This is a genomic window from Pseudoalteromonas sp. T1lg88 (genome assembly GCF_002964765.1).
Classification (GTDB): domain Bacteria; phylum Pseudomonadota; class Gammaproteobacteria; order Enterobacterales; family Alteromonadaceae; genus Pseudoalteromonas.
In genome coordinates this window covers 57,096-83,922 of record NZ_PQCF01000007.1, presented here as the reverse complement: position 1 = coordinate 83,922, position 26,827 = coordinate 57,096, and the positions used below count along the sequence as shown (strand labels likewise).

Below are 26,827 nucleotides of genomic sequence, written 5' to 3'. Positions count from 1 at the left end.
ATTTATGTACACGAATTAATTAGGGACTGCCTCCCCTAAAGGTTTACTGTAAAGGCAACAGTTCCTAAAACAATACCTTTTGTGTGGGTATATTGGTTATAATTGGGCTTTACTTTACTCTACTCTATTAAGTACTGATTTTTATGAGCATAGAACAAACGTTACGCGATCGTAGCAACAACCAATGTGAATTATGTGCCAGCAGCGACAACCTAAGCGTGTACGCCGTACCACCGGAAGGTGAAGCCCATTCCGACAAATCCATCCTGGTATGTGGTTTTTGTGCCGAGCAATTACAAAACCAAGATCAGTTAAGCGACACCCATTGGCACTGCCTTAACGACAGCATGTGGAGCCAGGTACCTGCGGTACAAGTTGTGGCGTGGCGCCTACTGAATAAATTAAGTGCCGAGCACAGTTGGGCCGGCGATATGCTGGATATGCTATACCTAGATGAGCAAACCCAACAGTGGGCCGAAGCCGCCATTGCTGAAGACGAGGATGTGGTGCATCTTGATTCCAACGGTGTGCGTCTGGCCGCCGGTGATACCGTCACCCTGATCAAAGATCTAGATGTAAAAGGCAGCAGCCTGGTTGCCAAACGTGGCACAGCGGTACGCAATATCGGCCTGACCTCGAACCCTGAGCATATCGAAGGGCGCGTGGAAGGTCAGCGAATCGTTATTCTGACTAAATTTGTAAAGAAATAGCGACCGCCGTTTAACCGCGAGGGTCGCAGTATAAGTCCATGTATTAAGGTGTAATTAATACATATTTACTTAAAATACTGGCAGTATTAAAGGAGTTAATAATATGAGCAAAAAGATTACTTTTTCGGCCCTAGCCCTTACCAGCGTATTATTGGGTGCCTGTAGCAATACCGCGGATCAAGGCGCACAAACCGCCGCCGAGCAACAAATGAAAACCATGCAGGTGCAGGTTCTTTACAAAGACCGCAGCATGCTACCGCCTGGCTCGCAGTTAACCGTTACCCTTTCCGATGTCTCAAAAATGGATGTGGCCGCCGAAGTCATTGCCAGCGAAACCGTCACTTTAGATGGTGCGCCGCCTTATGATCTAGCCTTGACCTATGCCGCCGATGCGGTAAAAGAGCGTATGCGTTACAGCGTCAGCGCCAAAATAACCCATAATGGTGAGCTGCGTTATATCACCACGCAAAATAACGACCCCTTCGGTACCACGCAGACACAAAGCCCGATTAAGGTGATGATGGAGCGCGTTGCCAAGCCGAATGAAAACTTGGTTAATACCTACTGGAAAGCGATGAAAATCGGCACTGAGCAAGTAGTTGTTCAACAGCGTGAACCGCAAATCACCCTGCACCAGGACGGTCGTGTTAGCGGCTTCTTGGGTTGTAACCAGGTTATGGGTCAATACGTGACAGCTCAGCACTTTGGCTTACGCTTTAAGTCGTTAGCCAGCACCAGAAAAATGTGTATGGAGCAAATGGATCAAGAGCAAGCATTCGGCAAGGTGCTAGCCGATACCTTCTCATACCGCATTAATGGCGACACCTTAACCTTGAAAAATGAGCAAGGCGATGCCCTGGCCAGCTTTAAGGCCGTACACCTGCCATAAGGCTTTTTATTGCGGCGTCTTGGCGCCGCATTCTCCTTTATTTTTTCAGCTCTTCCCCTACCCCTTTATCCCTAGAAAACGCCTCTTTTGTTCCTATTACAAAAACAACAGCATGGTAAATTTGCCACGAACAGGATATTCTAATCCTTTATAATTATCCGTAACTTACGGTAAGAGGCCATATAGCGTGCTGACAGCCTTAGAAAAATCGCTCAAAGTCCTGGTGCTTATCCTACTTGTTATCGTCTTTTTTGGTCTGGTACTGACCCCCAGCTATCAGGTGCAGCGCAGTGTCGATATCACAAGTTCATCGGCGCAAATTACCCCCTGGTTACAGGATTTAAACAACTGGCCAAAATGGCTGGCGGTGCAACAAATCGAAGATCGCGCCCGGCTGCAGGTACATGGCAGAACTCAGGGCGTGGGTGCGCATATCAACTGGCTAGGTGACAGCTCCCGTGGTGAACTGAGCATTACCCACAGCAGTGCGGAGCAATTAGAATTTCAGGTGCTGGTAAATGACGAATACCTTTCCCGTGGCACTATCAGCATCCAAGGCTATGCCCAAGGCAGTAGGGTAACCTGGCAACAGCGGGGAGAAATCACCATCCCGGTACTTGGTCCTTATCTGGCTTGGCTTGCCGAGCATCAACTGCAAAATACCATCACCCATAGTCTGAATAACTTAAGAACCCTATCCGAGCTGCCCCAGCCAGAGCACGATAAGGATAGTGAGCAGCCCAGCGACCCCTAGCCTGCTTTTGGAAAGACACAAAAAAAGCGCCAAAAGGCGCTTTTTTGCTGCGCAGATCTGCGCTTAGAAGTGCACCTGCAAACCTGCGAACGGTCCAGATACATCGATATCCGTATTGATATCGTCGATATCATCAAGCTCGATCAGCATGCTGCGGTAACCGCCGCGAATAGCCACATCAACCGCTAAGTTATCGATCACTTCCCACTCAACACCAACCTGGTAGTCATGCACCGAGCTGTCATCAAGAGCGAACATGCTGCCTTCAGCAAACACGCTAAGACCTGTGAACGGCAGGCCAACCTGAGCACGGCCATAGGCTAGTGGTACAAAGCCAGAGAAGTCGGTACGCACCATGGCACCTGTGCTGGCGTTTTCACCACTCATGGTATCAATGATGTAAAAATCACCATCGAACTGCTTAGCACTTAGACCCAAGTCGATCGACAGGGTATCGTTATCGAAAATTTCGTAGTACAACACATAGTCGATATGAGTAAGATCGGTTTCGGTATACAGGTTCGTGCCGGCGCCAAAGTTAACGTCCTGGAACTCAAAACCGTCAACTAGGGTGGTGTCGCCGGTTACGTCCATTTCCGTGTAACGTAACTTTACGTTAGGGATAAGTGGTACTGGGTGCTCTAGGGCTACGTAGTAACTGGTTAAGGTTTCATCTTCAAACGCGAAATCCTGCTGGGCATTACCTTTACTACCAAAGCTGCCTTCCGGCTCTGCCTGCCAGCCTTCGGCACCTACGTATAAACCCAGTAACGTATCGGCCTGGGCTACTGGCGCCATGCTTGCTAACGATACTGCTGCCGCTAGAACGTACTTTTTCATTTTATCCCCTATTATCCTTGTGCGAGTAACTCGCTTAGTTCAATCAGTGCCGCATTGGCACGCGAAATATAATTAGCCATCACCAAAGAGTGATTGGCCACAAAACCAAAACCACTGCCGTTTAAGACCATTGGACTCCATACCGGCTCCTGCGTAGCTTCAAGCTCGCGGATGATCTGCTGCACACTCACCCTGGCATTTTTCTTCTCTAATACATCGGCAAAGTCATACTCAATGGCATTTAGAAAATGCAGTAACGCCCAGGTGGCGCCACGGGCTTCGTAAAAGGTGTCGTCAATTTTCCACCAGGAAGTACGCACCATTTGTTCATGAGGCGCATAGGTGGCCTGATGGGCTTCGCGATCGCCGGCTAAATCCGTGTTTAAGCGCTCCTGACCGACACTGGCACTGAGGCGCTGACTTAAGCTACCTAGGCGCTTTTCTGCTTCTTTAACCCAGGCGCGCAGGTTATCGGCACGGGCGTAAAACTGACTTTGGCGATCACCACTGTCGGCAATTTGCGAGCGGTATTCAATCAGCAGCTCTATGCCTTTTTGATACTCACCCTCGGCACTTGGCCACATCCAGGCGGTATTGCTGATGTTAAATTGTGGTTGAGCTTTTTTCAGCGAAGGATGCTCGGTTGACTGAGATTGCGAACGGCTAAAGTCTTTACGCATGGATAGGGCCATATCACGGGCCATTTCCAATGCGCCGTATTCCCAGGCCGGCATATTGTCCATCATAACGCTCGGCGGCATCATATCATTGCTGAGGTAGCCACCTGGTTTATCGAGTAAGGTTTGAGTCACAGTGATCAGCGCCGAGGTGGTCACATATCCTGTCACCAGTTGCTCGTTACGTTCACTGGCCTGCTGCTTAGCATTTTCGAGCACATCAAAGCGGTCTGGCTCTATGCTCCAATACACGGCAATTAAATAAAATAACAATAATACAGCTGCGATGGCCGCTGCGATCTTTCCTTTATGCTGTGACATATCAACTCCTAGTTGTGGTGGTGCTGGTGCTCACTGCCGCTGTCGCGCTTTTGCTCTTTCTCTATCAAGCTGAAAACACGCGCCTGGCCATTTACACGTTCGCCATCGGCGAAGATCAATGTCATTTTCAGAGTCTGATCGACGCTAAGGGCCTGCTGTGGCGAAAATAACATTAAGTGTAGCCCACCCGGCTGCAACACTATGCGGCTATTTGCGCCGATAGTGAGGCTGTCCAACTTGCGCATTTTCATCATGCCATCGCTGTGTTCATGGGTATGAATTTCCACGCGCCCCAGCGACTCTAGTTCAACGGCTTTAAGGGTGCGCTCACGCTCGGAATTATTTTCCAAGGTAAAATAGCCCACCGAGCTGCTGGCCGCCGGCAAAAACTGGCGAACCTTAGCCTCGCTGATCATTAGCCCATCCTGGGCGTAGCTAAAGGTACAAGCACAGAGGGCCGTTGCCGCAAGCAAGGCCCGATTGAAAATACGCAACATAATGCTTCCTTGAATTTATCCCTTGAAGGTACCCTAATATAACTTAATGACAACTGAGTGTCTTTAGTAAAATCAGCGACCTAACCCCCACTGGGGTGGGATTAAACCAGGATCTGCTCCTCAAAGAGCAGGTGGCAAACTAGGTAAAGCGCCGCCATGATAATGGGGGCATTGAGAAAGACGATGATCACCGCCAAACGAACCAGCCAGATTGGCAGATGGTGATGTTTCGCAAAACCGGCACATACGCCGGAGATTTTCTTATTCAGGGCATCGCGATAATAAGTGCTGCTTGATTTAGCCATGCTGTACTCCTAATTAGTGGAACTACTGCATGGCTCTCAAGTTATATGCCAAAACATAAGATGTTGAATTGAAAGGATTATAAAATCCAGTCGGCTAATTTTAATTAGCCGGACAGACTAATTTGTAGTGTATTTGCCTACTTCTAGCTGACAAAGCCCAATGCCTGTACCAGGGTTTGCGCCGTGGCTTCACTTTTATGGCCGTTCTCGGAAAGGTGGCGACGATAACCGCGCGCTCCCGGCATCCCTTGGAAAAGCCCCAGCATATGACGCGCCACATGCCAAAAGCGGGCGCCCTGGCGCATTTCATCGTCAATATAATCCAACATTTGCTCGGCCACCTGATGGCGCGTCAAGGTGCAGCCCGGCAGACCATAAAGCTCGGCATCCACCTGCGCCAGCAAATAGGGATTGCTGTATGCTTCACGCCCTATCATCACACCATCAACATGCTCTAAATGATGCTGACACTCGGCAAGGGTTTTAATGCCGCCGTTTATGCTGATATGCAGATGCGGATAGTCTTTTTTCAACTGGTACACACGAGGATAATCAAGCGGCGGGATTTCACGGTTTTCCTTCGGGCTCAAGCCCTGCAACCAGGCCTTACGGGCATGGATAATAAAATCATCACAGCCGATTTTATGATTGGCATCGATCAACGCCAAAAGGAACTCATAGCTGTCTTGTTCATCGATACCAATACGGGTTTTTACCGTAACCGGGATATCGGTCACCGCCTTCATCGCCGCAATGCCCTCGGCCACCAGCTCCGGCTGGGCCATCAAACAGGCGCCAAAGCGACCATTTTGCACCCTATCGGAAGGACAACCCACGTTTAAGTTAATTTCCGCATAACCGCGCTGGGCCGCCAGCTTAGCGCAATGGGCCAACTCCTCGGGGTTTGAACCTCCAAGCTGCAAGGCCACAGGTTGCTCATGCTGGTTAAAATGCAGGTAATCGCCCTTGCCATGAATAATGGCACCGGTAGTGATCATCTCAGTGTAAAGCACCGCCTCTTTGCTCATCAGGCGATGAAAGGTACGGCAATGACGGTCGGTCCAATCCAGCATAGGGGCAACGCTAAAACGGCGGAAAGTGTCTTGCTGCCAAGTGGGAGTCGGAGTATGAGTGATAGTATCTGTCATGGCTGATTACCTAAAAAACGCCTGCGGTCGTGCAGTACTAGTGTGCAGTAAGGGCGCGAATTATACGCAACTAACGCGTAAATTTCACGCCATCAAGCAATCCTCTTGCTAGAGAGCAAAATAATCTTTAATGCCGCCGAGGATATTGGCCACCGCCACCGAGCTTAAGATCAAACCCATAACCCGGGAAATAATACTGGCGCCACTGTCACCGATAAAGTTATGCACATAACGGGCAAGCAGCAAAAGCACGAGCACCAAAACCAGCACACCCAGCATCACAGCAGAAGTGATCGCCTGCTCGACCCAGGTAAACTCGGCATTACGGGTCATCAGTACGGCGCCCAGCATGGCCCCGGGGCTGGCAATGGAAGGAATGGCCAAGGGGAAAATCGCGGTTTCGGTGGAGTCACGCATGCTCTTGATCTCGGACTCAGGCTTACCCTCACCGAAGATCATGGTCAAAGCAAATAACAACAGAACGATACCGCCGGCAATTTGAAACGCGGCTAAGGGAATACGAATGGCGTTTAACAGCAGCTCGCCAACCACCACAAAGAATAATAACACCAGGGCTGAAACGGCGACGGCCTTATAGGCTACCTTGCGTTTAAAGGCGGCATCTTCGCCTCGGGTGACGGCGATAAATACCGGAATGGTGCCAACCGGGTCGATAACCGCAAAAAAGAAGATAAATGTGGCGATTAACTCGTTCACGCTAACTCCCAGTTATGAAAACAAAATTATACCGTTGGCGACAATTCAGAGATAGTAATTTTTCGCGACCATAGTATGCTATTAGGGGTGCGAGAAGATCAAAAAGGTAACCTATGAACGTTGATGCGCTGGTCAATAAAGCGAAAAGAATGTGTGATAGCAAGGGTGCGCGCTTCACACCCATTAGAGAAAAGGTTTTTCGCTTACTGGCGAGCACCGAAAGCGGTGTAGGTGCCTACGACTTACTTGAGCAGCTTAAGGTTACCGAAAGCAGCGCCAAACCGGCCACCATTTATCGCGCCCTCGATTTTCTGGCGGAGCAAGGCTTTATTCATAAAATCGAAAGCACCAATGCCTTTATGCTGTGCCATCATTTTGAGTCCATCCACCCGGTGCAATTGCTGATCTGTGATCAGTGCGGTCATGTGGCCGAGCTGCACTCCAGCGTGCTTTCCCATGAGCTAAGCGCTCTTGCCCTTGAGCATGGCTTTAGTGTCAGCGCCCAAACCATAGAGGCCCATGGCATTTGCAAGAACTGCCAATCTTAAGCGCCACAGCAGTACGTCAAAATGAGCCGTGATAACTTATGAGCTGGCAACAACATCAAGTCACCCTAAGCGCCAAAACGCGTGGTTTTCATCTTATCGATGATGAACTGGAGCGACTTTTGCCACAAATCGGCCAATATCAGGTCGGCTTGGTACACCTGTTACTGCTGCACACCTCCGCCAGTTTAACCATTAATGAAAACGCCGATCCCACGGTGCGTCAGGATATGGAAGCCCACTTCAACTGGGCCGCCCCCGAGCGCCAGCCCTTCTATCGCCACACCTATGAAGGGGATGACGATATGCCAGCCCATATCAAGGCCAGCACCTTGGGCTGCGAGCTGACCTTGCCTATTCGCGACGGGCATCTGGTGCTAGGCACCTGGCAGGGCATTTATCTGGGTGAGCACAGAGATATGGGTGGCAAGCGACGCATTTTGGCGACCTTTCAGGGTCAAATGTACCCCTAACAAAAACACCAAAAGTTCTTTTCTTACAATAGATTACAATTTTCCTTTTTTATTCAAACTATGGCTATAGTTAATAGACTCTGAATCAATAAGGAACAACAATGCTCACTCCAAATCATACAAATTTGATCGTTCCCTGCCTGCCCAATGACTACACAGCACAACAAAGCTTTATGCTCACCCCCAGCAGCTCACAACGCTGGGTAACCCAACTGAGCGACAGTGGTGAGCGTTTAGGCGACGCCAATAACGACGACTTCAACGTCACCTTCACCAATAATGCCGAAGATCCCAGTATTGAAAAGCGCCAGGAAGCCAGATTTATAGTGCATATTGAAGACCCGGATTGGGAATTTTTCGGCAATGGGGTGGAATATGTTAAGAGTGACAGCAATTGTAACTACAATGTCGACTCGCAGTTGAGCGAAGATAAGAAACAGCTCACCATAGTGCTGCGCCAGGTAGAACCCACGATTCGCTATGCAGGCAGTGATAACAGCCCTCTTGATAAGGTGATTGAGGTCACGCCCTCACCTTCGGCACAACCGCTAACCATTGGCTTTCGTTATACCGCCAAGCAATTGAGCAGCGGCCGTTTTTATATGTCTCAGGACCCGCGCATTATAGTCGATCGCCCTAAAGAGCAGTAACCGGGGCGTCATCACAAAGCCGTTGTGACTGGTGTAATCGCTGGGTAAATTGCGGATAGGCACATAACGGCTTGAACCAGGGGAGGACAAACCAGTTGGCGCCATACCCCGCCTGCATCGCCTTTTGCACGTAATACAGCGCCGAATGATTATCGCCGGTAGCAGCATAGACAATGGCTGCGGCATAATGGATATCCGCCAGCTCCTGCCCGAGCTCCAAACTGGTATTAATGGCGGTGGTTGCCCTTTGATAATCTCCCAGATGGGCATAGGCCTGGGCCCTGTCTGACCAGGAGTAAGCGGACTGCTGACCATTATTCACATCTATCACTCGCTGATAATACTCACGTCCCAAAGCCAATTGCCCCGCCAGGGTCAATGCATCCGCATAGTTTAACAGGATCCCCGAATTATTTGGCGCCAGGCTATGGGCTTGCCCGGCTATGATCTGCGCCTGCTGATATTGCTGCACATACAAATAGGCCAAAGCAAGATTAGCCAAGATGCTGGTGTTGGCAACATCCTTGGGATCTAAAGACTCCTTAATGAGCGCCTCATAATGGCGGATCACTGTCGCAAAGTCCCCCTGGGTGAGCGCCAGCACCGCCATTAACTGTAAGGCATCCTTGTCCAGTGGCAGCTTATTGAGCACATCATCGAGCAAGGACAGCGCCGAGTCGATGTCGCCCATGCTATAGAGCAAGGACGCCAGCTTTATTTGCACATTTAGATTGGGTCGCATCATCAGGGAACGCTCCAAGGCATCACGTCCCTTTTCTCGCTCTCCTTGAGCCAAATACCAGGAAGCTTGCAGGTTTAAATATTCCGCCTCTCCCCCACCTAGCCGGCGTAATTGCGCCAGGTCATGAGACGCATCTTCAACCTTTCCCTGGGCCAAGGACAGCAAGATACGGCTGCTAAAATAACTGGGCCGACGCTGATATTGTCGCGGCGCCTGCGCCAACAAGCCTTGCACCTGCTCTAGATATTCATCCTTGCCGGTGATCTCCTTCAGCTGCAGCGCCAATTCCCGCGCCAGCGTATAGCCCACATCAAAATGCGATTCTGTACTCAACAAAGCCATAACCTCGTTGAACAAGGGCTCACTGATCTCGTCATCATTATAATAACGGTTGTAATAATTGAAGATTTGCTCCTGAAGCGCCTGCTCATCCTGGATATTAAAGCTTGCCTCATGAGCAAACAGGCTGGCGCCATAAAAGCGCGCCGACTCATGCACATTGCGGGTGTCGACCAAATCCGACTGCCATTGCTTGGTGGCCACCAGCTGCCAGTCTGGCGCCTCTAAGCGGCTTATTTCAATGCTGCAATAGCGCTGTTGGCAAGAAGCCGAGCTGGTGATAAAAACGCTGGCTCCGGTGTAATCGGCCAGCATCTGAAAATAGGTTTTGGGGTCTTGTAAGCGCTCCGGCTCAACTCCCTTGGCCAGCATCTGCAGTTCCGTACGACTAACCAGATGCTCATTTTGCGATGCCAATTGTTGCCACAATGCACTTTGAATAGAACCGCTTAGCGTGCCCTGGTAGTAGGCCAACTCGGGCGCATCTATCTCTACCTGAGTGGGTAAAATAGCCACCACAGGCGCCTTGATAAAGTAATCGCGAAACAGATAGAGGCTCACCAGCAAGACAGCGATAAAGCCAAAGGTAAGGCCATAATACCAGGCTCGCAGGGTAGGTTTTGAGCTCGTTTTAGCCAGCTCTGAAGCTTCGGAGGCAGCCTCAGATGAAGCCATCTCATTTTGCTTGCCCTGGGCTGGAGCCTCTAGCGGCTCGGTCTGCTGCGCCATAATGGCCTGCTGTACCTGCAACTGCAATATTTGCTCAAGCTGAGTGCTCAACGCACCACGGCGTAAGTTAACACGCTTACCCGGCTCTACCGCCAAGCCCTGACTGAGTATATGGATAAGCGGCTGCGGCAAGTAGGCAGAAAACGCATTCAGATCAATAAACTGACCATCGCATATGGCCCGCGCCATATCTTTTTCACTACCTTGGCCTTGGCCGCCATAGGGGTGCTGTCCCGTCAGTAACTCGATGGCAAGCACACAAAAGGAAAACCAGTCGCTGTTATTGCTAAGAGGCTGACCAAGGATCTGCTCCGGCGCCATATAGCCTTGAGTACCGGCGCTGGCACCGGCCTTGGCATTTGCACCAATAAATTCGGCAATACCAAAATCGGCAACTTTTACCGCCCCCGATTCACTGATCAAAATATTGCTGGGCTTTAAATCCCTATGGATGATGCCGTTGCGATGAGCATGCTCCAGCCCTTTGGCGATATCGATCAACAGGGAGAGCTTTTGTTCCAGGCTGAGTAAATGCTGTTTTTGGTACTGCAGCAGATTTTTGCCACGGCAAAATTCCATTACCAGAAAATGCGTATCCTGATCTTCTGCACAATCAAATACTTGAATTATATTGGGGTGATTTAATCGAGCGAGAAAGCGCGCTTCACTCAGGGCTTCAGCACTGTCGGCGGCGCTAAGATCCGCCTGCGCCAACACCTTTAAGGCAACCGTGCGCTCCAACTTGGTATCGAACGCTTCAAAGACGGTCCCCATGGCACCTTGGTAGATCAGATGTTTAATCTCGTAGTGTGCTAACTTCTGCATTACCGCTAGCCCTACTAGTTAGAAGCGCTGTTGATTGCGCCCTCGAGTTGGTGACCCTTGTAAATCTCGAAGTTACTGGCGTTAAAGCGCACCTTGCGCAGCTTACGTTCAATAACATGATCCGCCCCTTCCACATGAGCCAGGGCATCGCTAAATTGTTTGCGGGCGCGATGAATTTGAATATTAAGATAGCGGGAATCTATGCCTAAGTCTTTGGCGATCACTTCGGTATCAACCCATCCCTGGCTTAGCTCATGCACGCCCTTAGCCGCGTCCTGCGCCCTATAGCGCGCCAAGTTCAGAGTAAGATAATGATGGCAACGCTCACCCAGGTCGACCTCTTCATGAGGGCCTTTAATCACCAGCTCCGCCGACTCTTCATCTAAAGTAAGGTTGAAAATAAAGTTAAGATCCGCCAGTTTCACGCTGGCCACATCACGCATGGCGGTTGCCGCCTCGCTATGGCTTAAGTGCAATTGATAGGTATGGCGACTGTCGCTCACCCTGTCATGCTCTATGATAATGGTGTGCTCAAGCAGCGGTCCGTCGAGGCGTTCAAAGCACCAAAAGCCGCTCTCACGCTGAATAAAAACGGCAATTTCCGGCTGCTCATCTGGGATCAGGTTATAGCTGCTCAGGGGGATATGTTGCTCGGTAGGCCGTTGCAATGAGTTGAGAATAATCAGCATATCTTCGGGCTTATCGAGATTGGCAACCCGATAACCGCTGCAGCTATTGCCGGGAAAGGTAAGCAGATCATTGCAATGCAGTATCTCTGGGCGATCTTTTTCCAAGCGCTTCGAGTTCAACCAGGTGCCATTACGACTTAGATCGCGGATCTGCCAATGACTCCCCTGCCACTCGATAATACAGTGAATTTTCGACACGCTGGGCTCAACAACTAGGGTGTCGACGCTATATTGAAAGCGACCAAAACTATGGTGGGCATGCAGGTAGATCACATTGTCCGTATCTAGTTCGATAAGGTAAGCCATATCCGCTCCCAGCACCTGTCCCTATAAGAATTGTTGTAACTGACATTTTGGGCTTTTTTTTAGAAAAAAGAAACAACTGCTTTACAAGTCGGCCACAACCCCACTGGGATAATTAGCTTTTCACTTATAAATCAAATTGATAGCTTATTTTTCATTGCGCAGGGCGGGAAAATAACAACAAAGGCGGCTTCTCACCGCCTAGTTTAGATACTGGTAGGTAACCCGTGGAGTGATATTGCACAGCAATTCATAGGGGATAGTGCTGGCGCAGGTGGCAATTTCTTCGATGCCGAGCTCGGCGCCCCACATGATGGCGTCATCACCCACCGCCACGCTCTGGTTATCGGCGCCTATATCTACGCTGATCATGTCCATGGACACCCTGCCCACCAGCGGATAGCGACGACCATTAATCAGCACTGGGGTGCCGTTTTCGGCATGGCGCGGATAGCCGTCACCATAACCTATAGCCACCACAGCCAACTGGGTATCGGCACTGGCCTGCCAGTGACCGCCATAGCCTACGGGTTCGCCCTTTTTCACCCGACGCACCGCAATCACTTCGCTGGTCAGGCTCATCACCGGCTGTAAACCCAGCTCAGAGGAGGTTTTACCCTGCACCGGCGATACCCCATAAAGCATCAAGCCGGGGCGCACCCAGTGACCATGGCTTTGCGGGTAATTGATAATGGCGGCGGAATTAGCCAGGCATAAGGGTGCTGGCTTATCGCTGACCAAGGTAGTAAAGGTGGCCAGCTGGGTTTGGTTATAGCTGTTTTCAAGCTCGTCGGCGCAGGCAAAATGAGTCATCAAATGCAGCTGCTCATGCACATTGGCACAGCGTTTAAGACGCTGATAAAACTGCTCAAACTGCTCCGGCTCAACGCCGAGGCGGTGCATGCCGGTGTCGACCTTAAGCCACACCTTGATTTGACCATTGAGCTGCGCCTGCTCCAGCGCTGCTAACTGGTACTCGTCATGGACTATGGTTTGGAAATTGTTGGCCAGCATGATGTCGATATCGCTGGCCTTAAAAAAGCCTTCAAGCAAGACAATTGGCTTGGTAATACCGCCGGTGCGCAGCGCCAAGGCTTCTTCAATGCGGGCCACGGCGAAGGCATCCGCCCCCGCCAGTTGCTGGGCTATGGGCACCAGACCATGGCCATAGGCGTTGGCCTTAAGTACCGCCATCACCTGACTGTTGGGCGCCAGCTCTTTTACCCGGGCGAGATTGGCTCGCAGTGCAGAAAAATCAATAGTTGCCGTAGCCAGGGCCATAATTATTAGTACTCATCTTCCATTGCCGGTCCGGCATAATTATCAAAGCGTGAGTATTGCCCCTGGAAAGTTAACCTGACCTTACCGATAGGGCCATTACGCTGCTTACCTATGATGATTTCCGCAGTGCCCTTGTCGTTACTGTCTTCGTTGTAGACCTCATCACGGTAGATAAACATGATCAAGTCGGCATCCTGCTCGATTGAGCCCGATTCACGCAAGTCCGAGTTTACCGGGCGCTTATCGGCACGCTGCTCCAGCGTACGGTTAAGCTGTGATAGCGCCACCACGGGGCACTCCAGCTCTTTGGCCAGGGCCTTAAGTGAGCGGGAAATTTCGGCGATTTCCAGGGTTCGGTTATCAGACAAACTTGGCACCCGCATCAGCTGCAGGTAGTCGACCATGATCATACTGATACCACCGTGATCACGGGCGATACGACGGGCTCGTGAACGCACATCGGTAGGCGTTAGCCCCGAGGCGTCATCGACATACATCTTGCCCTTTTCGATCAGTAGTCCCATGGTGGAAGATAAACGCGCCCAATCATCATCATCCAGCTGACCGGTACGTACCTTGGTTTGGTTGATACGTCCTAATGACGCCAACATACGCATCATGATCTGCTCCGAGGGCATCTCCAGTGAGAAGATAACTACGGGCTTATCTCGGGTCATGGCAGCATGTTCGGCCAGGTTCATGGCGAAGGTGGTTTTACCCATGGACGGACGAGCGGCGACTATGATCAGATCCGAAGGCTGTAAACCTGCGGTCATTTTATCGAGATCCGAATAACCCGTGCTGACACCGGTTACACCGTCTTGGGGCGACTGATACAACTCTTCGATTTTATCGACGGTCTTTTCCAAAATAGTATGGATATTTTGCGGACCTTCGGTGCTCTTGGTGCGCTGTTCAGCGATTTTAAATACTTTACTCTCGGCCAGATCGAGTAACTCATGACTGCCGCGCCCTTCGGGGTTAAAACCGGCTTCGGCAATTTCATTAGCCACACCGATCATTTCACGCACTACGGCACGTTCACGTACGATATGCGCATAGGCAGAGATATTCGCCGCACTTGGCGTATTTTTGGCAATTTCCCCTAAATAAGCAAAGCCACCTATGCCTTCCAGCTGGTTATTTTTCTCCAGCGATTCCGAAATGGTGATGAGATCTATGGGCTGCCCAGCTTCCACCAAACGTTCCATGGCCTCGAAAATAAACCTGTGCGTGCGGGTATAGAAATCCTGAGATACCACTATCTCAGCCACACGGTCAAAGGCTTCATTATCAAGCATTAGGCCACCAAGCACGGATTGCTCGGCTTCAATGGAATGCGGGGGTACTTTTAGGCTATCAACCTGTTTATCTATCTTTGCCATAGTTACTCAAAAGGGGAGCGAATTGCCTTATTCTATCGGCTTAGTATGGCAGTGCAACAATTGCGTCGTATTTTTAAAAAAGAAGCGGGCTAAGTGCCCGCTAAGTTGGGAGTTGTTTTTTGCTAGTCGCGTTAATTAGTCGTTTTTACGTAAGTTGGTGTTACCACTGATGGTGGTCACTTCCACCTCGGCCTCGCCCTGACCCAGGGTGAAACTTAGGCTCTCGCCCGGGCCGTACTTGGCTTTGACCGCCTTGTCTTTGCTCAGCTCATTGCGGATATCGCCACCGGCATGAGCGTCTAAGTCAAAGCGTGCCGATACACTCGTTGGCAGGTACAAGTCAAAGTCGCCGCTGACGCTTTCGGCACGAATCTGCGCATTCGCTTTAAGCTCTTGCACATACACTTCCAGCTCGCCGTTAACCGTGTTCAGCTTCAAGCTGCCCAGGGTTTGTGCGTGCAAGGTCAGATCACCATTGACGTTCTCAAAACGAATATCTTCTGAACTGGTTTTGCTGGTGACATCGCCGTTTACCAGGGTCATGCGCAGCTGGCCGGCAGAATTAACATCGTTAATATCGCCATTGACGGTTTGGTAGCGAATATCACCTTGCAGGTCGGTGCCATCAATATCGCCGTTAACGGTTTCAAAGGTCAGTTTGCCTTGTAATTTTTTAGCATCGATATCGCCGTTAACGGTTTCAATACGGCTGTCGCCACTGAGATCGCTTACATCTACATCGACATTCACGCCTTCCAGGCTTAGGGCGCTTTGCATCGGCATATAAATGGTGAGCTTGGAACCTTCACCCTCATCATCCTTATTGCCCCAACCCCAATTGGAGCTCTTAGGCATTTTGACAATAAAGTCGGTGCGTTGACCGCGTGTTTCCAGGGTGTAGCCTTCGGCTCTGTCGTCCAGCTCGCCCTTGATTTGCAGGCTGGCCTTATCCCAGCCCTTGATAATGATGTCGCCGCGCTGATTGTCGATAAAGATACGACCATCCGCAGGTACGTTGATCTGCTCGTCGATTTTCTCGCCCGCCAAGGCCAAACATGGAACCAATGCCAGGGTATACGCTAGTGCTTTCATCTTCTTCTCCTAAATATGCTGTAATACAGTGCCCTGCTTGGGCTGGTGCACTTTATTAATTAAATCAAGTTGTTGTTGGTATACTTGCGCTAACATGCCAAGTAGGGCGCGATTATTTGGGTCGTCTTCCAGCGCGGTTTTGATTGCCTTTTCCGCCTGCTCCAACTCTTCGAGTTGCTGTTGCCAGTTATCGGTTAACGCCGGTTGCGACTGATACTGCACCAGCAGGCTCTGCTTTTGTTGCTCAAATACATCGCTTATAAGCGCAAACTGGGGTTGTTGAGCGTCTTGCTGCATTGGCATGTTCAAGCCCACCACGGCCACCAGAATCGCTGCGGCGGCACTGCCGAATGCCGGCATCAGCCAATTGCGCTTTGCCTTGTTTTGGTTAGCGCTTTGCTGCAAGTTAATCGCATGCTCAATACCGGGCCAAAGGTCGCGGCTCGGGCTCACTTCTTTTTGTTGCGATTGCAGTTGCTCATCTAAAAACTGGTCGAAGTCTGGTTTACTCATTTTCATACCACTCCTTTAACAACCCTCTGGCGCGGTGATACTGGGATTTTGACGATCCCACCGCCATATTCATCATCTGTGCTATTTCTTCGTGGCGATAGCCTTCCACGGCGTGCAGGACAAATACCTGCCGGGCGCGCTCGGGCAAACGCACTATTAGTTTGTCGAGACCATTAAGCTCCTGACATTGCGCGGCTTGCTCGTGCTCCATGCCGGCATCTTCACTGCTCACCACCCGCTGAATCCAGTTCTTTTGCTTGCGCAGATAACTGATAGCGATATTGCTGGCCACGCGATGCAACCAGGTGCTGAATTGCGACTGACCATCGAAGCTATGTATTTTTTGCCACAATTGCACAAACACTTCCTGAGTCACATCTTCCGCCTGCGCCGGGTCGGCCACCAAGCGCAGACAGAGCGCATACACTCGTTTTACATGCGTTTGGTACAGGATATAAAAGGCATCTTGGTCACCCTGCTGGGCTTTCTCTATGCTTTGTAGTTCCTGCTGCGCCGTTTGTGTTTGTGAGAATGCCTGTTCGGCATTAACCAACATCCGCGTCATCCTGTTGTTGTTTATTTGCTTTGTTACTCTATTAGACGCACCCAAAAGTACAAAGGGTTTAAATGGTTTTAAAAAATTTTTTAATTTATTTTTCAAAGGGTCACAAAGGTGCCTTTGGCGTGGGGCTGAAAAGTTGGGTGATCGTAGTGACGATGGTACTTTGAATTGAGTTCTTGTCGCGGTGGCGACGGCTTAGAGGAAGTGATTGGTTCAGTGCGGTGCTAATAATTCGTCCCTGAAGCTGGGTTCCTGTCGGCATCCCTACCTCCACCTCCTCATGCTGCGACGATTATCAATCGTCGGTCATTCGTCGCCCCTAAGAACCCCGAGGCGCCCCGACATTGCATTATCTCCTCAACGCGCTACGAGAAGTGAACGTAACCAACATGCATAGGGCAGTCCCCCTCCTCGTAGAACTCGTCGCCTTCAAGCGGCGGGAGTGAAATTATTCACTCCCTTGTTTCCGCTTTCAGCCATTTCCTGGGCATGTTTTCGCCCTTAGTCCAAAGGGCGATTACTCTTCTCGTATCGCGTTTCGGATGCAATGTAAGGGGATTTAGCTGATACACCGAGTTCAATTATCGCGTTGTTTATATTGATAAAGATCTCACTATGAGGAAGTACATAAATTGGACTTTCTGTGCTAACAAGTTAATCTAGCCAACATGGGATGTGGTCTAAAAGTCATAATCACGAACGGCTTTAAGCAAGGATTGAGCATTTGGAAATTTTCTTTTCGCTACTATTTTTGATGTTGTTGGTTAATCTTGTGGTTATCAGCAAACTTAAATGCAAATACCCAAACGAAGTAAAGTGTTGGGACTCTCCATCTGGCTTGATGAACAGCGTAACAAACGCATCATTTCTATACGGCTATATTGGCACTAGACAGTTTCGGCGTATCAAGTTGGATGCAAATATTAAGATATGGTGTGAGGTTTTGTTTGTCATTGTTTGGGGTTTTCTTAGCTACTTCGGGTATATCCTGCTTCACGAACTTTACCCGTGGTAGCGAGTCAAGTATTAGGAAATAACGATGAACTTCCTCGCGGTAATTTTTATACGCTTCTATCAGCGCTTTATTTCTCCCTACAAAGGGTTTCGCTGTGCGCATGCCTGCCTGCACAAAGGAACGTCCTGTTCTACCGCAGTATTAGACATCGTCCAAAAAGATGGAGTCTGGCACGGATACCAAAAAATCAGAGCACGCATGTATGCCTGTAAAAGTGCCTATGCCACGCTGCAACTAAACACCCAAAAAGATAAGAATAAACGCAAAAAGAAAGACAATGGCTATGACTGCTGCGACCCATCCGCGGCCTGCGATGTCGCCAGCTGCGCGGGTAGAGGAAAAAATTGCGACCTACCCGACCTCCCTTGCGACTGCTGGCCATAAACACTTAACTCAGGAATAGATGAAACCCGTTAATACCGAAAATACAGAGCACTACACCTGGGGCGATAACTGCGATGGTTGGCATTTAGTAAAATCTACCAACCTCAGTGTTATTCAAGAATGCGTGCCACCAGGTTGCGAAGAAGTTTCTCACTATCATGAACATGCCGAACAGTTCTTCTTTGTCCTCAGCGGCATCGCCACCATCGAAGTAGACGGTAAAGAGTATGAATTACACCCTCAACAAGGCATCCACATCCCCTCCCAAACACCGCACCAACTCAAAAATAAACACGAAGAACACCTCTGTTTCATCGTCACCTCAACACCCCCAAGCCATGGAGATAGAGTGTTAGTTTGAATAGACTAGTCTTCACATCAGCTTAGTGTCTGCACTGAGCGAGGAGAAGACGCTCGAAGCATCTCATATTATCTATTTAAACGGTAATTACCGTCCATAACGGCTTTCCAACATCAATAACTCTGGCCCCATCACTTTTTCCCATTGTCTTTTAATACATTACCTTTGTGGCTAGGATGGTCGCTCTTGATGCAAATTCTTAAGAGAGCAACCTTGCCTGCTCGCTCCAAAACTTTCCAGATCGTGACGCTTCGACTACATTATTAACACTACCCACATGAAATTAATCACAAAAGTATGGAAACATCAGTGAGACACGCATATACAGGAAACCAATTTTACAAAGGAATGGGCGTGTTATAACTGTCCTAGTAAGTACAAATATACTTTGGAGTAACATTTACGCTATCTATACTCGACTCGGAGAAAGTAATGAAAAAATCGAAACTTAATGGCGCAATTTTGTTGATGTTGGGCATAACGGGTAATGCCGTCGCACAGAATAACTTCTACGCGGGGGCGAGCATCGGGCAAGCTACCATCGATGCGTGCAGCGGTATCACCAGTTGCGACGATGAGGACACCGGCAGGAAGATCTTCGGTGGTTGGGAGTTCTATTCGAACCTCGCGTTTGAGGCCGCTTGGGTGGATTTTGGTGAGATCGATGGTTCCATAGACGGTTCGAAAGTCAGCGCCGCAGTAGACGGGTGGTCACTCGCTGCGAAGGGCAAGCTACCACTCAATGAGCATTTTGGCCTGTTCGGCAAGTTTGGCATGATCACTTGGGATCTCGAAGGAGGCGGAGCTGCTTCCGGAATTGATGACGATGGCAGCGATCTTTTGTATGGCCTCGGCGCTGAATACATGTTCAATGACCAATTCAGTATTGTCGCTGAGTGGGAGTGGTATGATATTGACGAAGACGTTGATCTGTTTTCTGCCGGTGTACTGTTTAGGTTCTAATCTGAGCGAAACAATCAATCTAAATAATGCCCTTGTATGGCTTCGCGAGTCTGCATAGCGGGATTGATCGCTCAGGAACACTCTGCTCAATTGGGCGGAGTTGATGATTGCTCTACTTCCGAGTTTGGCACTTAGAGGCCTATAGGAAATCTCAAAACTAACAGGTATCGATCTCCCGTTTGAATTCGCGCTGTAGAAATCAGGTTTTGTTGTGGAGTGTGTCATTGAGAGCGAGGGCGACGGGTGACCGAAGCCTTGCTTCGCAGCTCACGGAGGTGGAGGCATGGATGCCGACAGGAGCCCAGCTTCATGGATGAATCACTTGCACCTAAGGTGATTTGTATCTCAAGTTGCCGTCCCCGGCCTCTCTCTGGCTCAAGGCGTTCGCTTGCTAAAAATAGTCCACCGGACTATTTTCTTAACGCGCTCACCCAACGCGACAAGATCTACCCACAAACATCTTTGTCGGCGCAAAGCACCAACCTACAACCGCATTGTCGGCGGCCCAACGACATTGTCAGGATGCTAGGTAACTGCTCCTGCGTTACCCTAGTACCGCCGTCCTTGGCGGCAAAGCCTGCGCTACAAACAGGCATAAAAAAACCGCGCCTTAGCGCGGTTTTTCACATAAAGCTAATCGACGATTAAGCTTCAGCAATAACGATCACTTTGATAGTTGCAGTAACTTCTGAGTGAACCTGGATTGCTACGTCGAATTCACCTGTTTCACGGATAGTACCGGTAGGTAGGCGAACTTCTGATTTAGCTACAGCGATACCAGTTGCAGAGATCGCGTCAGCGATGTCACGAGTACCGATTGAACCAAATAGTTTACCTTCGTCACCTGCTTTAGAAACAAGAGTCACTTCTGCAAGTGCTTCAAGCTTCTCAGCGCGTGCTTGTGAAGCAGCTAGCTCTTCAGCGATTTTCGCTTCAAGCTCAGCGCGACGTGCTTCGAAAGTTTCGATGTTAACTTTAGTTGCAGGAACTGCCTTACCTTTAGGGAAAAGGAAGTTACGTGCGAAACCAGATTTAACTGAAACCTGGTCACCTAGGCTACCTAGGTTTGCGATCTTGTCTAGTAGAATAACTTGCATGTCTCTACACCTTTTAAAAACAGTTAATCCGCTGCTTACTTGTGTAAGTCAGTGTATGGAAGAAGGGCTAGGTAGCGAGCACGCTTGATAGCGGTTGCTAGCTGACGCTGATACTTAGCGCTAGTACCTGTGATACGGCTAGGTACGATTTTGCCACTTTCTGTAACGTAGTTTTTAAGAGTAGCTAGATCTTTATAATCGATTTGTTGTACGCCTTCCGCTTTGAAGCGGCAGAACTTACGACGTCTGAAGTAACGTGCCATGAGTATTTTCCTCAATTAATTCTTTCAATTTGCTGAGCGTGTAGTACCAGTTGACTGAGGCCGTTTCGGCCCTGATGGCGATTTAAAAATCCCCTAACTCGTACCTGTTGCTCAACTTGCAAATACTGTGTTGCTGGTTGATGCTCATTGCCACTTGCGACCACTTGAATGCGAACATAACTTTGTCGGTTAAGTTGCGCTTCAACCTGTATTGAACGATGCTCAAGCACGAAAATACAGTGTGGCACACCGGCCGGGCTTTGACTGAATTTTGGGGCCTTACAAATAACGCCACCAAGTTCGACTAGGTTGAGCGCTTGCTCGCTAGACAGTTCAGCCATTACAACCACGCAGAACGATTAAGCTTCAGCAGCAGCTTCTTTTTTCTCTTCTTTAGCAAGAGGAGAAGCTTCAGTTACTGCATCTTTAGTGCGCATAACTAGGTTACGAAGCACTGCATCGTTGTAGCGGAAAGAAGTTTCAAGCTCGTTGATTACTTCAGTTGGTGCTTCAACGTTCATTAGAACATAGTGTGCTTTGTGAAGCTTTTCGATTGGGTAAGCCAGTTGACGACGACCCCAGTCTTCTAGACGGTGAATTTTACCGCCAGCTTCAGTGATAGAACCAGTATAACGCTCGATCATACCAGCTACTTGTTCACTTTGATCTGGATGAACCATGAATACGATTTCGTAATGACGCATGGGTATTCCTTACGGTTAATATAGCCTTCCACCGTTTCGACCACTCGGTTTAAGGCAAGGAATTAAAGTTAAAAGGTCGAAATGAGCGCGTATTCTACGCATTGCTGGCAAATTAAGCAACTTAATTTATCCGCCTTACGCAATAAAAAAGCCCGCGATAATGCGGGCTTCACGCTATTTCGATAAGTTAAGCGCGCTGTCTTAGCACTTCGAATAAACTGATGCCCGTAGCCACGGATACATTGAGGCTGGATACAGTGCCCACCATGGGGATTTTCACCAACACATCGCAGTGCTCGCGGGTCAAACGGCGCATGCCATCGCCCTCGGCGCCCATCACTATGGCGATCGGACCGGTCAGATTGGCTTCGAACAAGGTGGTGTCGGTTTCACCGGCAGTGCCCACTACCCACACGCCCGCGTCCTTGATTTCACGCAGGGTACGCGCCAGGTTGGTCACCTGCACTAAGGGCACGGTTTCCGCTGCACCACAGGCCACCTTACGGGCCGTGGCATTTAACCTGGCCGACTTATCCTTAGGCACCACAACGGCATGGACACCGGCGGCATCGGCGCTACGTAAGCAGGCACCGAGATTGTGCGGATCGGTAATGCCATCAAGCACCAACAAGAAGGGGGTTTGCTCGCGCTTGATAATATCGTCCAAGTCTTTTTCGCTGTACTGCTTACCGGCACGCACATTGGCGATAATGCCCTGGTGCTGTTCGCCCTTGGCCTTATCGTCCAGGGCCTTGCGCTGCATAAACTGGATTGAAATACCAAACTTGCGAGCCTGATTAATAACGTCATTAAGACGCTTGTCTTCGCGGCCCTTGAGTGCGTAAATCTCTAAAAAGCGCTCAGGCTCTTTGCTTAAGATGGCTTCAACGCTGTGAAAGCCAAAAATTAGTTCGTTGCTCACAAACACTCTCTACTATTTTGCTCTGGTGCGGGCATTTTTACCTGCACGCTGCTTTTTCTTTGCCTTCTTGGCCTTGGCTTTTTTCGCCACGGCCCCCTTTTTGTCTTTTTCACCAGCCTTTTTAGGCTTGTCCTTGCCTGCGGGTTTAGCGCCCGACCTTGAGCCAGATTTGGAACCTGACTTAGCTCCGGACTTGGCGCCAGATCTAGGCTTTCTACCTTTATCAGGGATCTCCCCTGATTTTAGCTGCTCGCGCACCGAAGGTTTAGCGCGGCGGCGACTATATCTGTCTTCAGCATCGCTGGCCAGCACCAGGTTAATGCGGCGCTCTTCAAGGGACACCGAGGCCACCTGCACGCGCACCTTATCACCCATGCGATACACCTTGTTGGTGTGCTCGCCCACTAAACAGTGCTTGGCACCATCATAATGGAAGTATTCATCACCTAAACTGGCAATATGCACCAAGCCGTCAATCTGCAGGTCATCCAGGCGTACAAAAATGCCGAAGTTGGTCACCGAGGAGATCACCCCGCCAAACTGCATGCCCACATGGTCTTGCATATATTCACATTTTAGCCAATCCGCCACTTCACGGGTGGCATCATCGGCGCGGCGTTCGGTCATGGAGCATTGCTCGCCCAGTTTATCCGCTTCATCGGCGCTGTATGCATGCTCGCCGCTGGTTTGCTGACCCTGAGATTTTAAAATGGCCTTAATGGCACGGTGCACCACCAAATCCGGGTAACGACGTATGGGCGAGGTAAAATGCGCATATGCCGGCAGAGCCAAACCAAAGTGGCCAATGTTGTCGGCCTGATACACGGCTTGCTTCATGGCGCGCAGCAACATGGTTTGGATCAGCTCAATTTCCGGACGCTCCGCCAGCTTATTGATGGCGGCGGTGATCTCACCGGGCTCGGGGGCATCACCAAAGGGATGCTCCACACCCAGCTCACCTAAGAACTCACGGAAATGTCCCAGCTTTTCGCTGTCCGGCTCATCATGCACCCGATACAGGGCGCTGGCTTCGTGTTTTTCCAACAAGCGCGCAGCGGCGACGTTGGCCATGATCATGCACTCTTCGATCAGCATATGAGCATCGTTACGCACCACGGGCACAATCGAGTCTATTTTGCGATGAGCATTAAAGACAAAGCGGGTTTCCAGAGTATCAAACTCAATGGCTCCGCGCTGCTGACGCGCCGCTTTTAATGCCATATACATTTGCTGCAGGTCTTTTAGATAACCCACTAACGGCTCGTACTCTTCGCACAGGCGCTCGTCGCCTTCTAAAATACCATGCACTTTGGTGTAGGTTAGACGGGCATGGGAGTTCATCACCGCTTCGTAGAAACGATAACCCGACAACTTACCCGCATCGGAAACAGTCATTTCCGCCACCATACACAGGCGGTCAACCTTAGGGTTCAAGGAACACAGGCCGTTGGAAAGCACTTTCGGCAGCATGGGGATCACCTGCTCGGGGAAGTACACCGAGTTACCACGGTTGATGGCTTCCATATCCAGCGGTGAACCCTTTTTCACATAGTGAGAAACATCGGCGATGGCCACCCACAGGCGCCAGCCACCGGATTTATTGCGCTCACAATACACGGCGTCATCGAAATCTCGGGCGTCTTCACCGTCTATGGTCACCAGCGGCAGATGACGTAAATCTACTCGCCCTTGCTTATCTTTTTCTTCAACAAACTCGCCCAGAGGCGCAACCTGCTGTTCAACGGCCTCCGGCCATTGATGGGGAATTTCGTAGTTGCGCAATGCCACTTCGATTTCCATGCCCGGCGCCAGGTGATCGCCCAGCACTTCGGTCACCTTGCCTACCGCATTCATATGGCGGGTCGGGTTTTGGGTGATCTCGATTTGCACCATTTGATTATGACGCGCACCCTTTTCTGCACCGGGCAGAACTATAATGTCTTGCGTCAGGCGCGGATCTTCCGGCACCACCACGGCCATACCGTGCTCAACAAAATAACGACCAATAATAGGCGCACGCTCGTTTTCCAGCACCCGAACAATACGCGCTTCCACCTTACCACCCTGGCCTCGTGAGCCAGCCTTGGCCAGCACCACATCACCATGGAGCACCAGATTCATCTGATGACGGGGAATAAACCAGTCTTTGGGTTCACCCTCAACCTGCAAGAAGCCAAAGCCGTCACGGTGGCCGATGACCTTGCCTTTCACCAGGGCGCTATCCTCGGGGATAACGTAACATTTGTGCTTATTAAAATGCACCTGACCTTCACGCTCCATGGCACGCAAACGACGCTTAAAAGCGATTTGACGATCACTTTCATAAACTTCGAGTTCGCCGCAAAGTTGGCTAAAGGTGGCAGGTTTAGAGCGTTTCTTTATGTGGTCGAGAATAAACTCTCGGCTGGGGACGGGATTGTCGTATTTTTGCTGTTCTCTATCGAGGTATGGATCCTGCTTGGTCATTCATTAACTTATACTATGATTTATGCTGTTATTTTAACCCATATAAGAAAAAGGCAACAGGGAATTACTGTTAAAGTTTTGGGTCGATTGGGCTTTTAAATAAAATTGAGGCTCTTTCCCGCAACAAGAATGCCGTGTGCAAGGTGCAACCTTGCCCAGGTGAGAGCTAAGCAAGCAACAAGCGGTACGTAAAAACGCCAACGCTGCTGTGACATTTTTCGCTTGGCGCCATTTAAAGGCAAAAGCAGTAACAAAATTTCAAAATTTGGGCACAAAAAAAGCTGCCGAAGCAGCTTTTTTCTAACGCATTTGGTAATTACTCACCGAATGGGTTGCGTACTATCATGGTCTCAACACGGTCTGGACCGGTAGAGATGATATCAACAGGTACGCCTGTGATTTCTTCGATACGCTTGATGTAGTCGATTGCTGCTTTAGGCAGGTCTTCAACACGAGTCACACCGAAAGTGTTTTCGCTCCAGCCCGGCATTTCTTCGTATACAGGCGTTACCTTCTCGTAGCCTTCAGCGGCAAGCGGAGTTACGTTGGTAACTGTGCCATCTTCAAGCTGGTAGCCAGTACAGATCTTGATGGTTTCGATACCGTCAAGTACGTCAAGCTTGGTCATACAGAAGCCTGAGATGCTGTTGATCTGCACTGCACGACGCATAGCCACGGCATCAAACCAACCAGTACGACGCAGACGACCTGTGGTCGCGCCGAACTCGTGACCCTTCTCACCTAGGTGCTTACCAACTGGGTCTTGCTTATCAAGGCCGTCGTAAAGCTCTGTAGGGAATGGGCCTGAACCAACACGAGTAGTGTAGGCTTTTACGATACCTAGTACGTAGTCCAGATTTAATGGACCAAAACCAGCACCTGTCGCCACACCACCAGCTGTGGTGTTTGAAGAAGTTACATACGGATATGTACCGTGGTCGATGTCAAGAAGTGTACCTTGAGCACCTTCAAACAGGATGTTTTCACCGTTTGCGCGCGCTTGGTCAAGCAGCTCGGTAACGTCAACAACCATAGCTTTAAGGATCTCAGCCACAGCCATAGCGTCATCGAATGTCTTCTGGAAGTCGACCGGCTCAACCTTGTAGTAATTTTCTAAAGTGAAGTTGTGGTACTCAAGGATCTCGCGTAGTTTGTTCGCGAATTGCTCTGGGTTGAACAAATCACCAACACGCAGACCACGACGTGCTACCTTGTCCTCGTAGGCAGGACCGATACCACGACCAGTAGTACCAATGGCTTTATCGCCACGTGCTTTTTCACGCGCAACATCAAGTGCTACGTGATAAGGCAAGATCAGCGGACAAGCTTCAGAAATTAGAAGACGCTCACGCACAGGTACGCCACGCTCTTCAAGCATGCCGATTTCTCTCATTAAGGCGTCTGGAGCAAGTACAACACCGTTACCAATGATACATTTAACGTTGTCACGCAGTACACCCGATGGGATCAAGTGCAGTACGGTTTTCTCACCATTGATCACTAGCGTGTGACCAGCATTGTGACCACCTTGGTAGCGTACTACTAAAGATGCTTTATCTGTAAGAAGGTCAACAACCTTCCCTTTCCCTTCGTCACCCCACTGGGTGCCTAATACAACGACGTTTTTACCCATTGCAAATTCACTTAGAAAAAATTAGGCGCAGAT

General features: G+C 49.8%; 29 protein-coding genes. 9 read left to right on the top strand and 20 right to left on the bottom strand.

Going from position 1 to position 26,827, the window contains the following annotated elements; genetic code table 11:
* The first annotated feature begins 143 nt into the window (after positions 1-143).
* The 3 genes from C2M34_RS04385 (at position 144) to C2M34_RS04375 (ending at position 2,353) form a co-directional block, all read left to right on the top strand.
* The gene (locus C2M34_RS04385; RefSeq protein ID WP_105187923.1) at positions 144-710 is read left to right on the top strand and encodes a PhnA domain-containing protein; all 567 of its coding nucleotides are present in this window, start codon (positions 144-146) and stop codon (positions 708-710) included.
* 103 nt (positions 711-813) lie between these two features.
* Positions 814-1,599, top strand: coding sequence for an META domain-containing protein (locus tag C2M34_RS04380; protein ID WP_105258159.1), 786 nt, complete (start codon positions 814-816; stop codon positions 1,597-1,599).
* 187 nt (positions 1,600-1,786) lie between these two features.
* Complete coding sequence (locus C2M34_RS04375) at positions 1,787-2,353, top strand: SRPBCC family protein (RefSeq protein WP_105258158.1); 567 nt, start codon at positions 1,787-1,789, stop codon at positions 2,351-2,353.
* Positions 2,354-2,416: 63 nt separating this feature from the next.
* Here the strand turns inward: C2M34_RS04375 and C2M34_RS04370 are convergent, their stop codons facing one another.
* The 6 genes from C2M34_RS04370 to C2M34_RS04345 all read right to left on the bottom strand — a co-directional run bounded on the left by C2M34_RS04370 (position 2,417) and on the right by C2M34_RS04345 (position 6,858).
* Positions 2,417-3,193: a TIGR04219 family outer membrane beta-barrel protein gene (locus C2M34_RS04370; RefSeq protein ID WP_105214824.1), complete on the bottom strand. Its 777-nt coding sequence runs from the start codon at positions 3,191-3,193 to the stop codon at positions 2,417-2,419.
* Between the two features lie 11 nt (positions 3,194-3,204).
* Complete coding sequence (locus tag C2M34_RS04365; protein WP_105200123.1) at positions 3,205-4,191, bottom strand: DUF2333 family protein; 987 nt, start codon at positions 4,189-4,191, stop codon at positions 3,205-3,207.
* A gap of 8 nt (positions 4,192-4,199) precedes the next feature.
* The gene (locus tag C2M34_RS04360; protein ID WP_105200122.1) at positions 4,200-4,688 is read right to left on the bottom strand and encodes a copper chaperone PCu(A)C; all 489 of its coding nucleotides are present in this window, start codon (positions 4,686-4,688) and stop codon (positions 4,200-4,202) included.
* A gap of 101 nt (positions 4,689-4,789) precedes the next feature.
* Entirely contained in the window at positions 4,790-4,993 is a 204-nt protein-coding gene (locus tag C2M34_RS04355) for a PspC domain-containing protein (RefSeq protein WP_105200121.1), read from the bottom strand.
* A 143-nt stretch (positions 4,994-5,136) separates the two neighbouring features.
* Complete coding sequence (gene dusA, locus C2M34_RS04350) at positions 5,137-6,141, bottom strand: tRNA dihydrouridine(20/20a) synthase DusA (protein WP_105258157.1); 1,005 nt, start codon at positions 6,139-6,141, stop codon at positions 5,137-5,139.
* A gap of 108 nt (positions 6,142-6,249) precedes the next feature.
* The gene (locus C2M34_RS04345) at positions 6,250-6,858 is read right to left on the bottom strand and encodes a MarC family protein (RefSeq protein ID WP_105200119.1); all 609 of its coding nucleotides are present in this window, start codon (positions 6,856-6,858) and stop codon (positions 6,250-6,252) included.
* A 113-nt stretch (positions 6,859-6,971) separates the two neighbouring features.
* Between C2M34_RS04345 and C2M34_RS04340 the strand changes: the two genes are divergently transcribed.
* The 3 genes from C2M34_RS04340 (at position 6,972) to C2M34_RS04330 (ending at position 8,526) form a co-directional block, all read left to right on the top strand.
* The gene (locus C2M34_RS04340; RefSeq protein WP_105200118.1) at positions 6,972-7,406 is read left to right on the top strand and encodes a transcriptional repressor; all 435 of its coding nucleotides are present in this window, start codon (positions 6,972-6,974) and stop codon (positions 7,404-7,406) included.
* 38 nt (positions 7,407-7,444) lie between these two features.
* The gene (locus C2M34_RS04335; protein ID WP_105214828.1) at positions 7,445-7,876 is read left to right on the top strand and encodes a secondary thiamine-phosphate synthase enzyme YjbQ; all 432 of its coding nucleotides are present in this window, start codon (positions 7,445-7,447) and stop codon (positions 7,874-7,876) included.
* Between the two features lie 101 nt (positions 7,877-7,977).
* Complete coding sequence (locus C2M34_RS04330) at positions 7,978-8,526, top strand: hypothetical protein (protein WP_105258156.1); 549 nt, start codon at positions 7,978-7,980, stop codon at positions 8,524-8,526.
* On the opposite strand, the gene C2M34_RS04325 is transcribed toward C2M34_RS04330, so the two are convergent.
* From C2M34_RS04325 to C2M34_RS04295, 7 genes are all read right to left on the bottom strand, one after another.
* On the bottom strand, positions 8,513-11,161 hold the full coding sequence (locus tag C2M34_RS04325; protein ID WP_105258155.1) for a serine/threonine-protein kinase: 2,649 nt from the start codon (positions 11,159-11,161) through the stop codon (positions 8,513-8,515). The two genes, C2M34_RS04330 and C2M34_RS04325, sit on opposite strands and share 14 nt — an antisense overlap.
* A gap of 14 nt (positions 11,162-11,175) precedes the next feature.
* On the bottom strand, positions 11,176-12,156 hold the full coding sequence (locus tag C2M34_RS04320) for an FHA domain-containing protein (protein ID WP_105258154.1): 981 nt from the start codon (positions 12,154-12,156) through the stop codon (positions 11,176-11,178).
* A 198-nt stretch (positions 12,157-12,354) separates the two neighbouring features.
* Positions 12,355-13,434 (bottom strand): alanine racemase, encoded by a 1,080-nt coding sequence (gene alr, locus C2M34_RS04315; protein WP_105200114.1) that lies wholly within the window; start codon positions 13,432-13,434, stop codon positions 12,355-12,357.
* Positions 13,435-13,439: 5 nt separating this feature from the next.
* The gene (dnaB, locus tag C2M34_RS04310; RefSeq protein ID WP_105200113.1) at positions 13,440-14,819 is read right to left on the bottom strand and encodes a replicative DNA helicase; all 1,380 of its coding nucleotides are present in this window, start codon (positions 14,817-14,819) and stop codon (positions 13,440-13,442) included.
* A 135-nt stretch (positions 14,820-14,954) separates the two neighbouring features.
* The gene (locus C2M34_RS04305; RefSeq protein WP_105200112.1) at positions 14,955-15,911 is read right to left on the bottom strand and encodes a DUF4097 family beta strand repeat-containing protein; all 957 of its coding nucleotides are present in this window, start codon (positions 15,909-15,911) and stop codon (positions 14,955-14,957) included.
* 9 nt (positions 15,912-15,920) lie between these two features.
* Entirely contained in the window at positions 15,921-16,430 is a 510-nt protein-coding gene (locus tag C2M34_RS04300; RefSeq protein ID WP_199774396.1) for a hypothetical protein, read from the bottom strand.
* Positions 16,417-16,980: an RNA polymerase sigma factor gene (locus tag C2M34_RS04295; protein WP_105258153.1), complete on the bottom strand. Its 564-nt coding sequence runs from the start codon at positions 16,978-16,980 to the stop codon at positions 16,417-16,419. The genes C2M34_RS04300 and C2M34_RS04295 overlap by 14 nt, the downstream gene beginning before the upstream one ends.
* Positions 16,981-18,025: 1,045 nt before the next feature.
* Between C2M34_RS04295 and yidD the strand changes: the two genes are divergently transcribed.
* From yidD to C2M34_RS04275, 3 genes are all read left to right on the top strand, one after another.
* Positions 18,026-18,385 (top strand): membrane protein insertion efficiency factor YidD, encoded by a 360-nt coding sequence (yidD, locus tag C2M34_RS04285; RefSeq protein ID WP_105258151.1) that lies wholly within the window; start codon positions 18,026-18,028, stop codon positions 18,383-18,385.
* Between the two features lie 19 nt (positions 18,386-18,404).
* Positions 18,405-18,746: a cupin domain-containing protein gene (locus C2M34_RS04280; protein ID WP_105258150.1), complete on the top strand. Its 342-nt coding sequence runs from the start codon at positions 18,405-18,407 to the stop codon at positions 18,744-18,746.
* A gap of 432 nt (positions 18,747-19,178) precedes the next feature.
* Positions 19,179-19,709 (top strand): outer membrane beta-barrel protein, encoded by a 531-nt coding sequence (locus C2M34_RS04275; protein ID WP_105200107.1) that lies wholly within the window; start codon positions 19,179-19,181, stop codon positions 19,707-19,709.
* A 644-nt stretch (positions 19,710-20,353) separates the two neighbouring features.
* Here C2M34_RS04275 and rplI read toward each other — a convergent pair.
* The 7 genes from rplI to C2M34_RS04240 form a co-directional block, all read right to left on the bottom strand.
* Positions 20,354-20,806, bottom strand: a complete 453-nt coding sequence (gene rplI, locus C2M34_RS04270; RefSeq protein WP_105200106.1) for a 50S ribosomal protein L9 — start codon at positions 20,804-20,806, stop codon at positions 20,354-20,356.
* Positions 20,807-20,841: 35 nt separating this feature from the next.
* Complete coding sequence (gene rpsR / locus C2M34_RS04265) at positions 20,842-21,069, bottom strand: 30S ribosomal protein S18 (RefSeq protein ID WP_010386263.1); 228 nt, start codon at positions 21,067-21,069, stop codon at positions 20,842-20,844.
* Positions 21,070-21,080: 11 nt separating this feature from the next.
* Entirely contained in the window at positions 21,081-21,410 is a 330-nt protein-coding gene (priB, locus tag C2M34_RS04260) for a primosomal replication protein N (RefSeq protein WP_105200105.1), read from the bottom strand.
* Positions 21,411-21,428: 18 nt separating this feature from the next.
* Positions 21,429-21,773 (bottom strand): 30S ribosomal protein S6, encoded by a 345-nt coding sequence (gene rpsF, locus C2M34_RS04255; protein ID WP_105200104.1) that lies wholly within the window; start codon positions 21,771-21,773, stop codon positions 21,429-21,431.
* A 187-nt stretch (positions 21,774-21,960) separates the two neighbouring features.
* A complete protein-coding gene (rlmB, locus tag C2M34_RS04250) occupies positions 21,961-22,695 on the bottom strand; it encodes a 23S rRNA (guanosine(2251)-2'-O)-methyltransferase RlmB (RefSeq protein WP_105200296.1) in 735 nt (244 codons plus the stop codon).
* A 12-nt stretch (positions 22,696-22,707) separates the two neighbouring features.
* Positions 22,708-25,161 (bottom strand): ribonuclease R, encoded by a 2,454-nt coding sequence (rnr, locus tag C2M34_RS04245; protein WP_105200103.1) that lies wholly within the window; start codon positions 25,159-25,161, stop codon positions 22,708-22,710.
* Between the two features lie 316 nt (positions 25,162-25,477).
* Complete coding sequence (locus tag C2M34_RS04240; protein WP_105200102.1) at positions 25,478-26,794, bottom strand: adenylosuccinate synthase; 1,317 nt, start codon at positions 26,792-26,794, stop codon at positions 25,478-25,480.
* Between the last annotated feature and the right edge of the window lie 33 nt (positions 26,795-26,827).

Excerpts from the sequence above, each read along its gene's own strand:
- C2M34_RS04385 (WP_105187923.1), top strand. The coding sequence starts at position 144 with ATGAGCATAGAACAAACGTTACGCGATCGTAGCAACAACCAATGTGAA.
- C2M34_RS04380 (WP_105258159.1), top strand. The coding sequence starts at position 814 with ATGAGCAAAAAGATTACTTTTTCGGCCCTAGCCCTTACCAGCGTATTA.
- C2M34_RS04370 (WP_105214824.1), bottom strand. The coding sequence starts at position 3,193 with ATGAAAAAGTACGTTCTAGCGGCAGCAGTATCGTTAGCAAGCATGGCG.
- C2M34_RS04365 (WP_105200123.1), bottom strand. The coding sequence starts at position 4,191 with ATGTCACAGCATAAAGGAAAGATCGCAGCGGCCATCGCAGCTGTATTA.
- C2M34_RS04360 (WP_105200122.1), bottom strand. The coding sequence starts at position 4,688 with ATGTTGCGTATTTTCAATCGGGCCTTGCTTGCGGCAACGGCCCTCTGT.
- C2M34_RS04355 (WP_105200121.1), bottom strand. The coding sequence starts at position 4,993 with ATGGCTAAATCAAGCAGCACTTATTATCGCGATGCCCTGAATAAGAAA.
- dusA (WP_105258157.1), bottom strand. The coding sequence starts at position 6,141 with ATGACAGATACTATCACTCATACTCCGACTCCCACTTGGCAGCAAGAC.
- C2M34_RS04340 (WP_105200118.1), top strand. The coding sequence starts at position 6,972 with ATGAACGTTGATGCGCTGGTCAATAAAGCGAAAAGAATGTGTGATAGC.
- C2M34_RS04335 (WP_105214828.1), top strand. The coding sequence starts at position 7,445 with ATGAGCTGGCAACAACATCAAGTCACCCTAAGCGCCAAAACGCGTGGT.
- C2M34_RS04330 (WP_105258156.1), top strand. The coding sequence starts at position 7,978 with ATGCTCACTCCAAATCATACAAATTTGATCGTTCCCTGCCTGCCCAAT.
- C2M34_RS04325 (WP_105258155.1), bottom strand. The coding sequence starts at position 11,161 with ATGCAGAAGTTAGCACACTACGAGATTAAACATCTGATCTACCAAGGT.
- C2M34_RS04320 (WP_105258154.1), bottom strand. The coding sequence starts at position 12,156 with ATGGCTTACCTTATCGAACTAGATACGGACAATGTGATCTACCTGCAT.
- alr (WP_105200114.1), bottom strand. The coding sequence starts at position 13,434 with ATGGCCCTGGCTACGGCAACTATTGATTTTTCTGCACTGCGAGCCAAT.
- dnaB (WP_105200113.1), bottom strand. The coding sequence starts at position 14,819 with ATGGCAAAGATAGATAAACAGGTTGATAGCCTAAAAGTACCCCCGCAT.
- C2M34_RS04305 (WP_105200112.1), bottom strand. The coding sequence starts at position 15,911 with ATGAAAGCACTAGCGTATACCCTGGCATTGGTTCCATGTTTGGCCTTG.
- C2M34_RS04300 (WP_199774396.1), bottom strand. The coding sequence starts at position 16,430 with ATGAAAATGAGTAAACCAGACTTCGACCAGTTTTTAGATGAGCAACTG.
- C2M34_RS04295 (WP_105258153.1), bottom strand. The coding sequence starts at position 16,980 with ATGTTGGTTAATGCCGAACAGGCATTCTCACAAACACAAACGGCGCAG.
- yidD (WP_105258151.1), top strand. The coding sequence starts at position 18,026 with ATGAACTTCCTCGCGGTAATTTTTATACGCTTCTATCAGCGCTTTATT.
- C2M34_RS04280 (WP_105258150.1), top strand. The coding sequence starts at position 18,405 with ATGAAACCCGTTAATACCGAAAATACAGAGCACTACACCTGGGGCGAT.
- C2M34_RS04275 (WP_105200107.1), top strand. The coding sequence starts at position 19,179 with ATGAAAAAATCGAAACTTAATGGCGCAATTTTGTTGATGTTGGGCATA.
- rplI (WP_105200106.1), bottom strand. The coding sequence starts at position 20,806 with ATGCAAGTTATTCTACTAGACAAGATCGCAAACCTAGGTAGCCTAGGT.
- rpsR (WP_010386263.1), bottom strand. The coding sequence starts at position 21,069 with ATGGCACGTTACTTCAGACGTCGTAAGTTCTGCCGCTTCAAAGCGGAA.
- priB (WP_105200105.1), bottom strand. The coding sequence starts at position 21,410 with ATGGCTGAACTGTCTAGCGAGCAAGCGCTCAACCTAGTCGAACTTGGT.
- rpsF (WP_105200104.1), bottom strand. The coding sequence starts at position 21,773 with ATGCGTCATTACGAAATCGTATTCATGGTTCATCCAGATCAAAGTGAA.
- rnr (WP_105200103.1), bottom strand. The coding sequence starts at position 25,161 with ATGACCAAGCAGGATCCATACCTCGATAGAGAACAGCAAAAATACGAC.
- C2M34_RS04240 (WP_105200102.1), bottom strand. The coding sequence starts at position 26,794 with ATGGGTAAAAACGTCGTTGTATTAGGCACCCAGTGGGGTGACGAAGGG.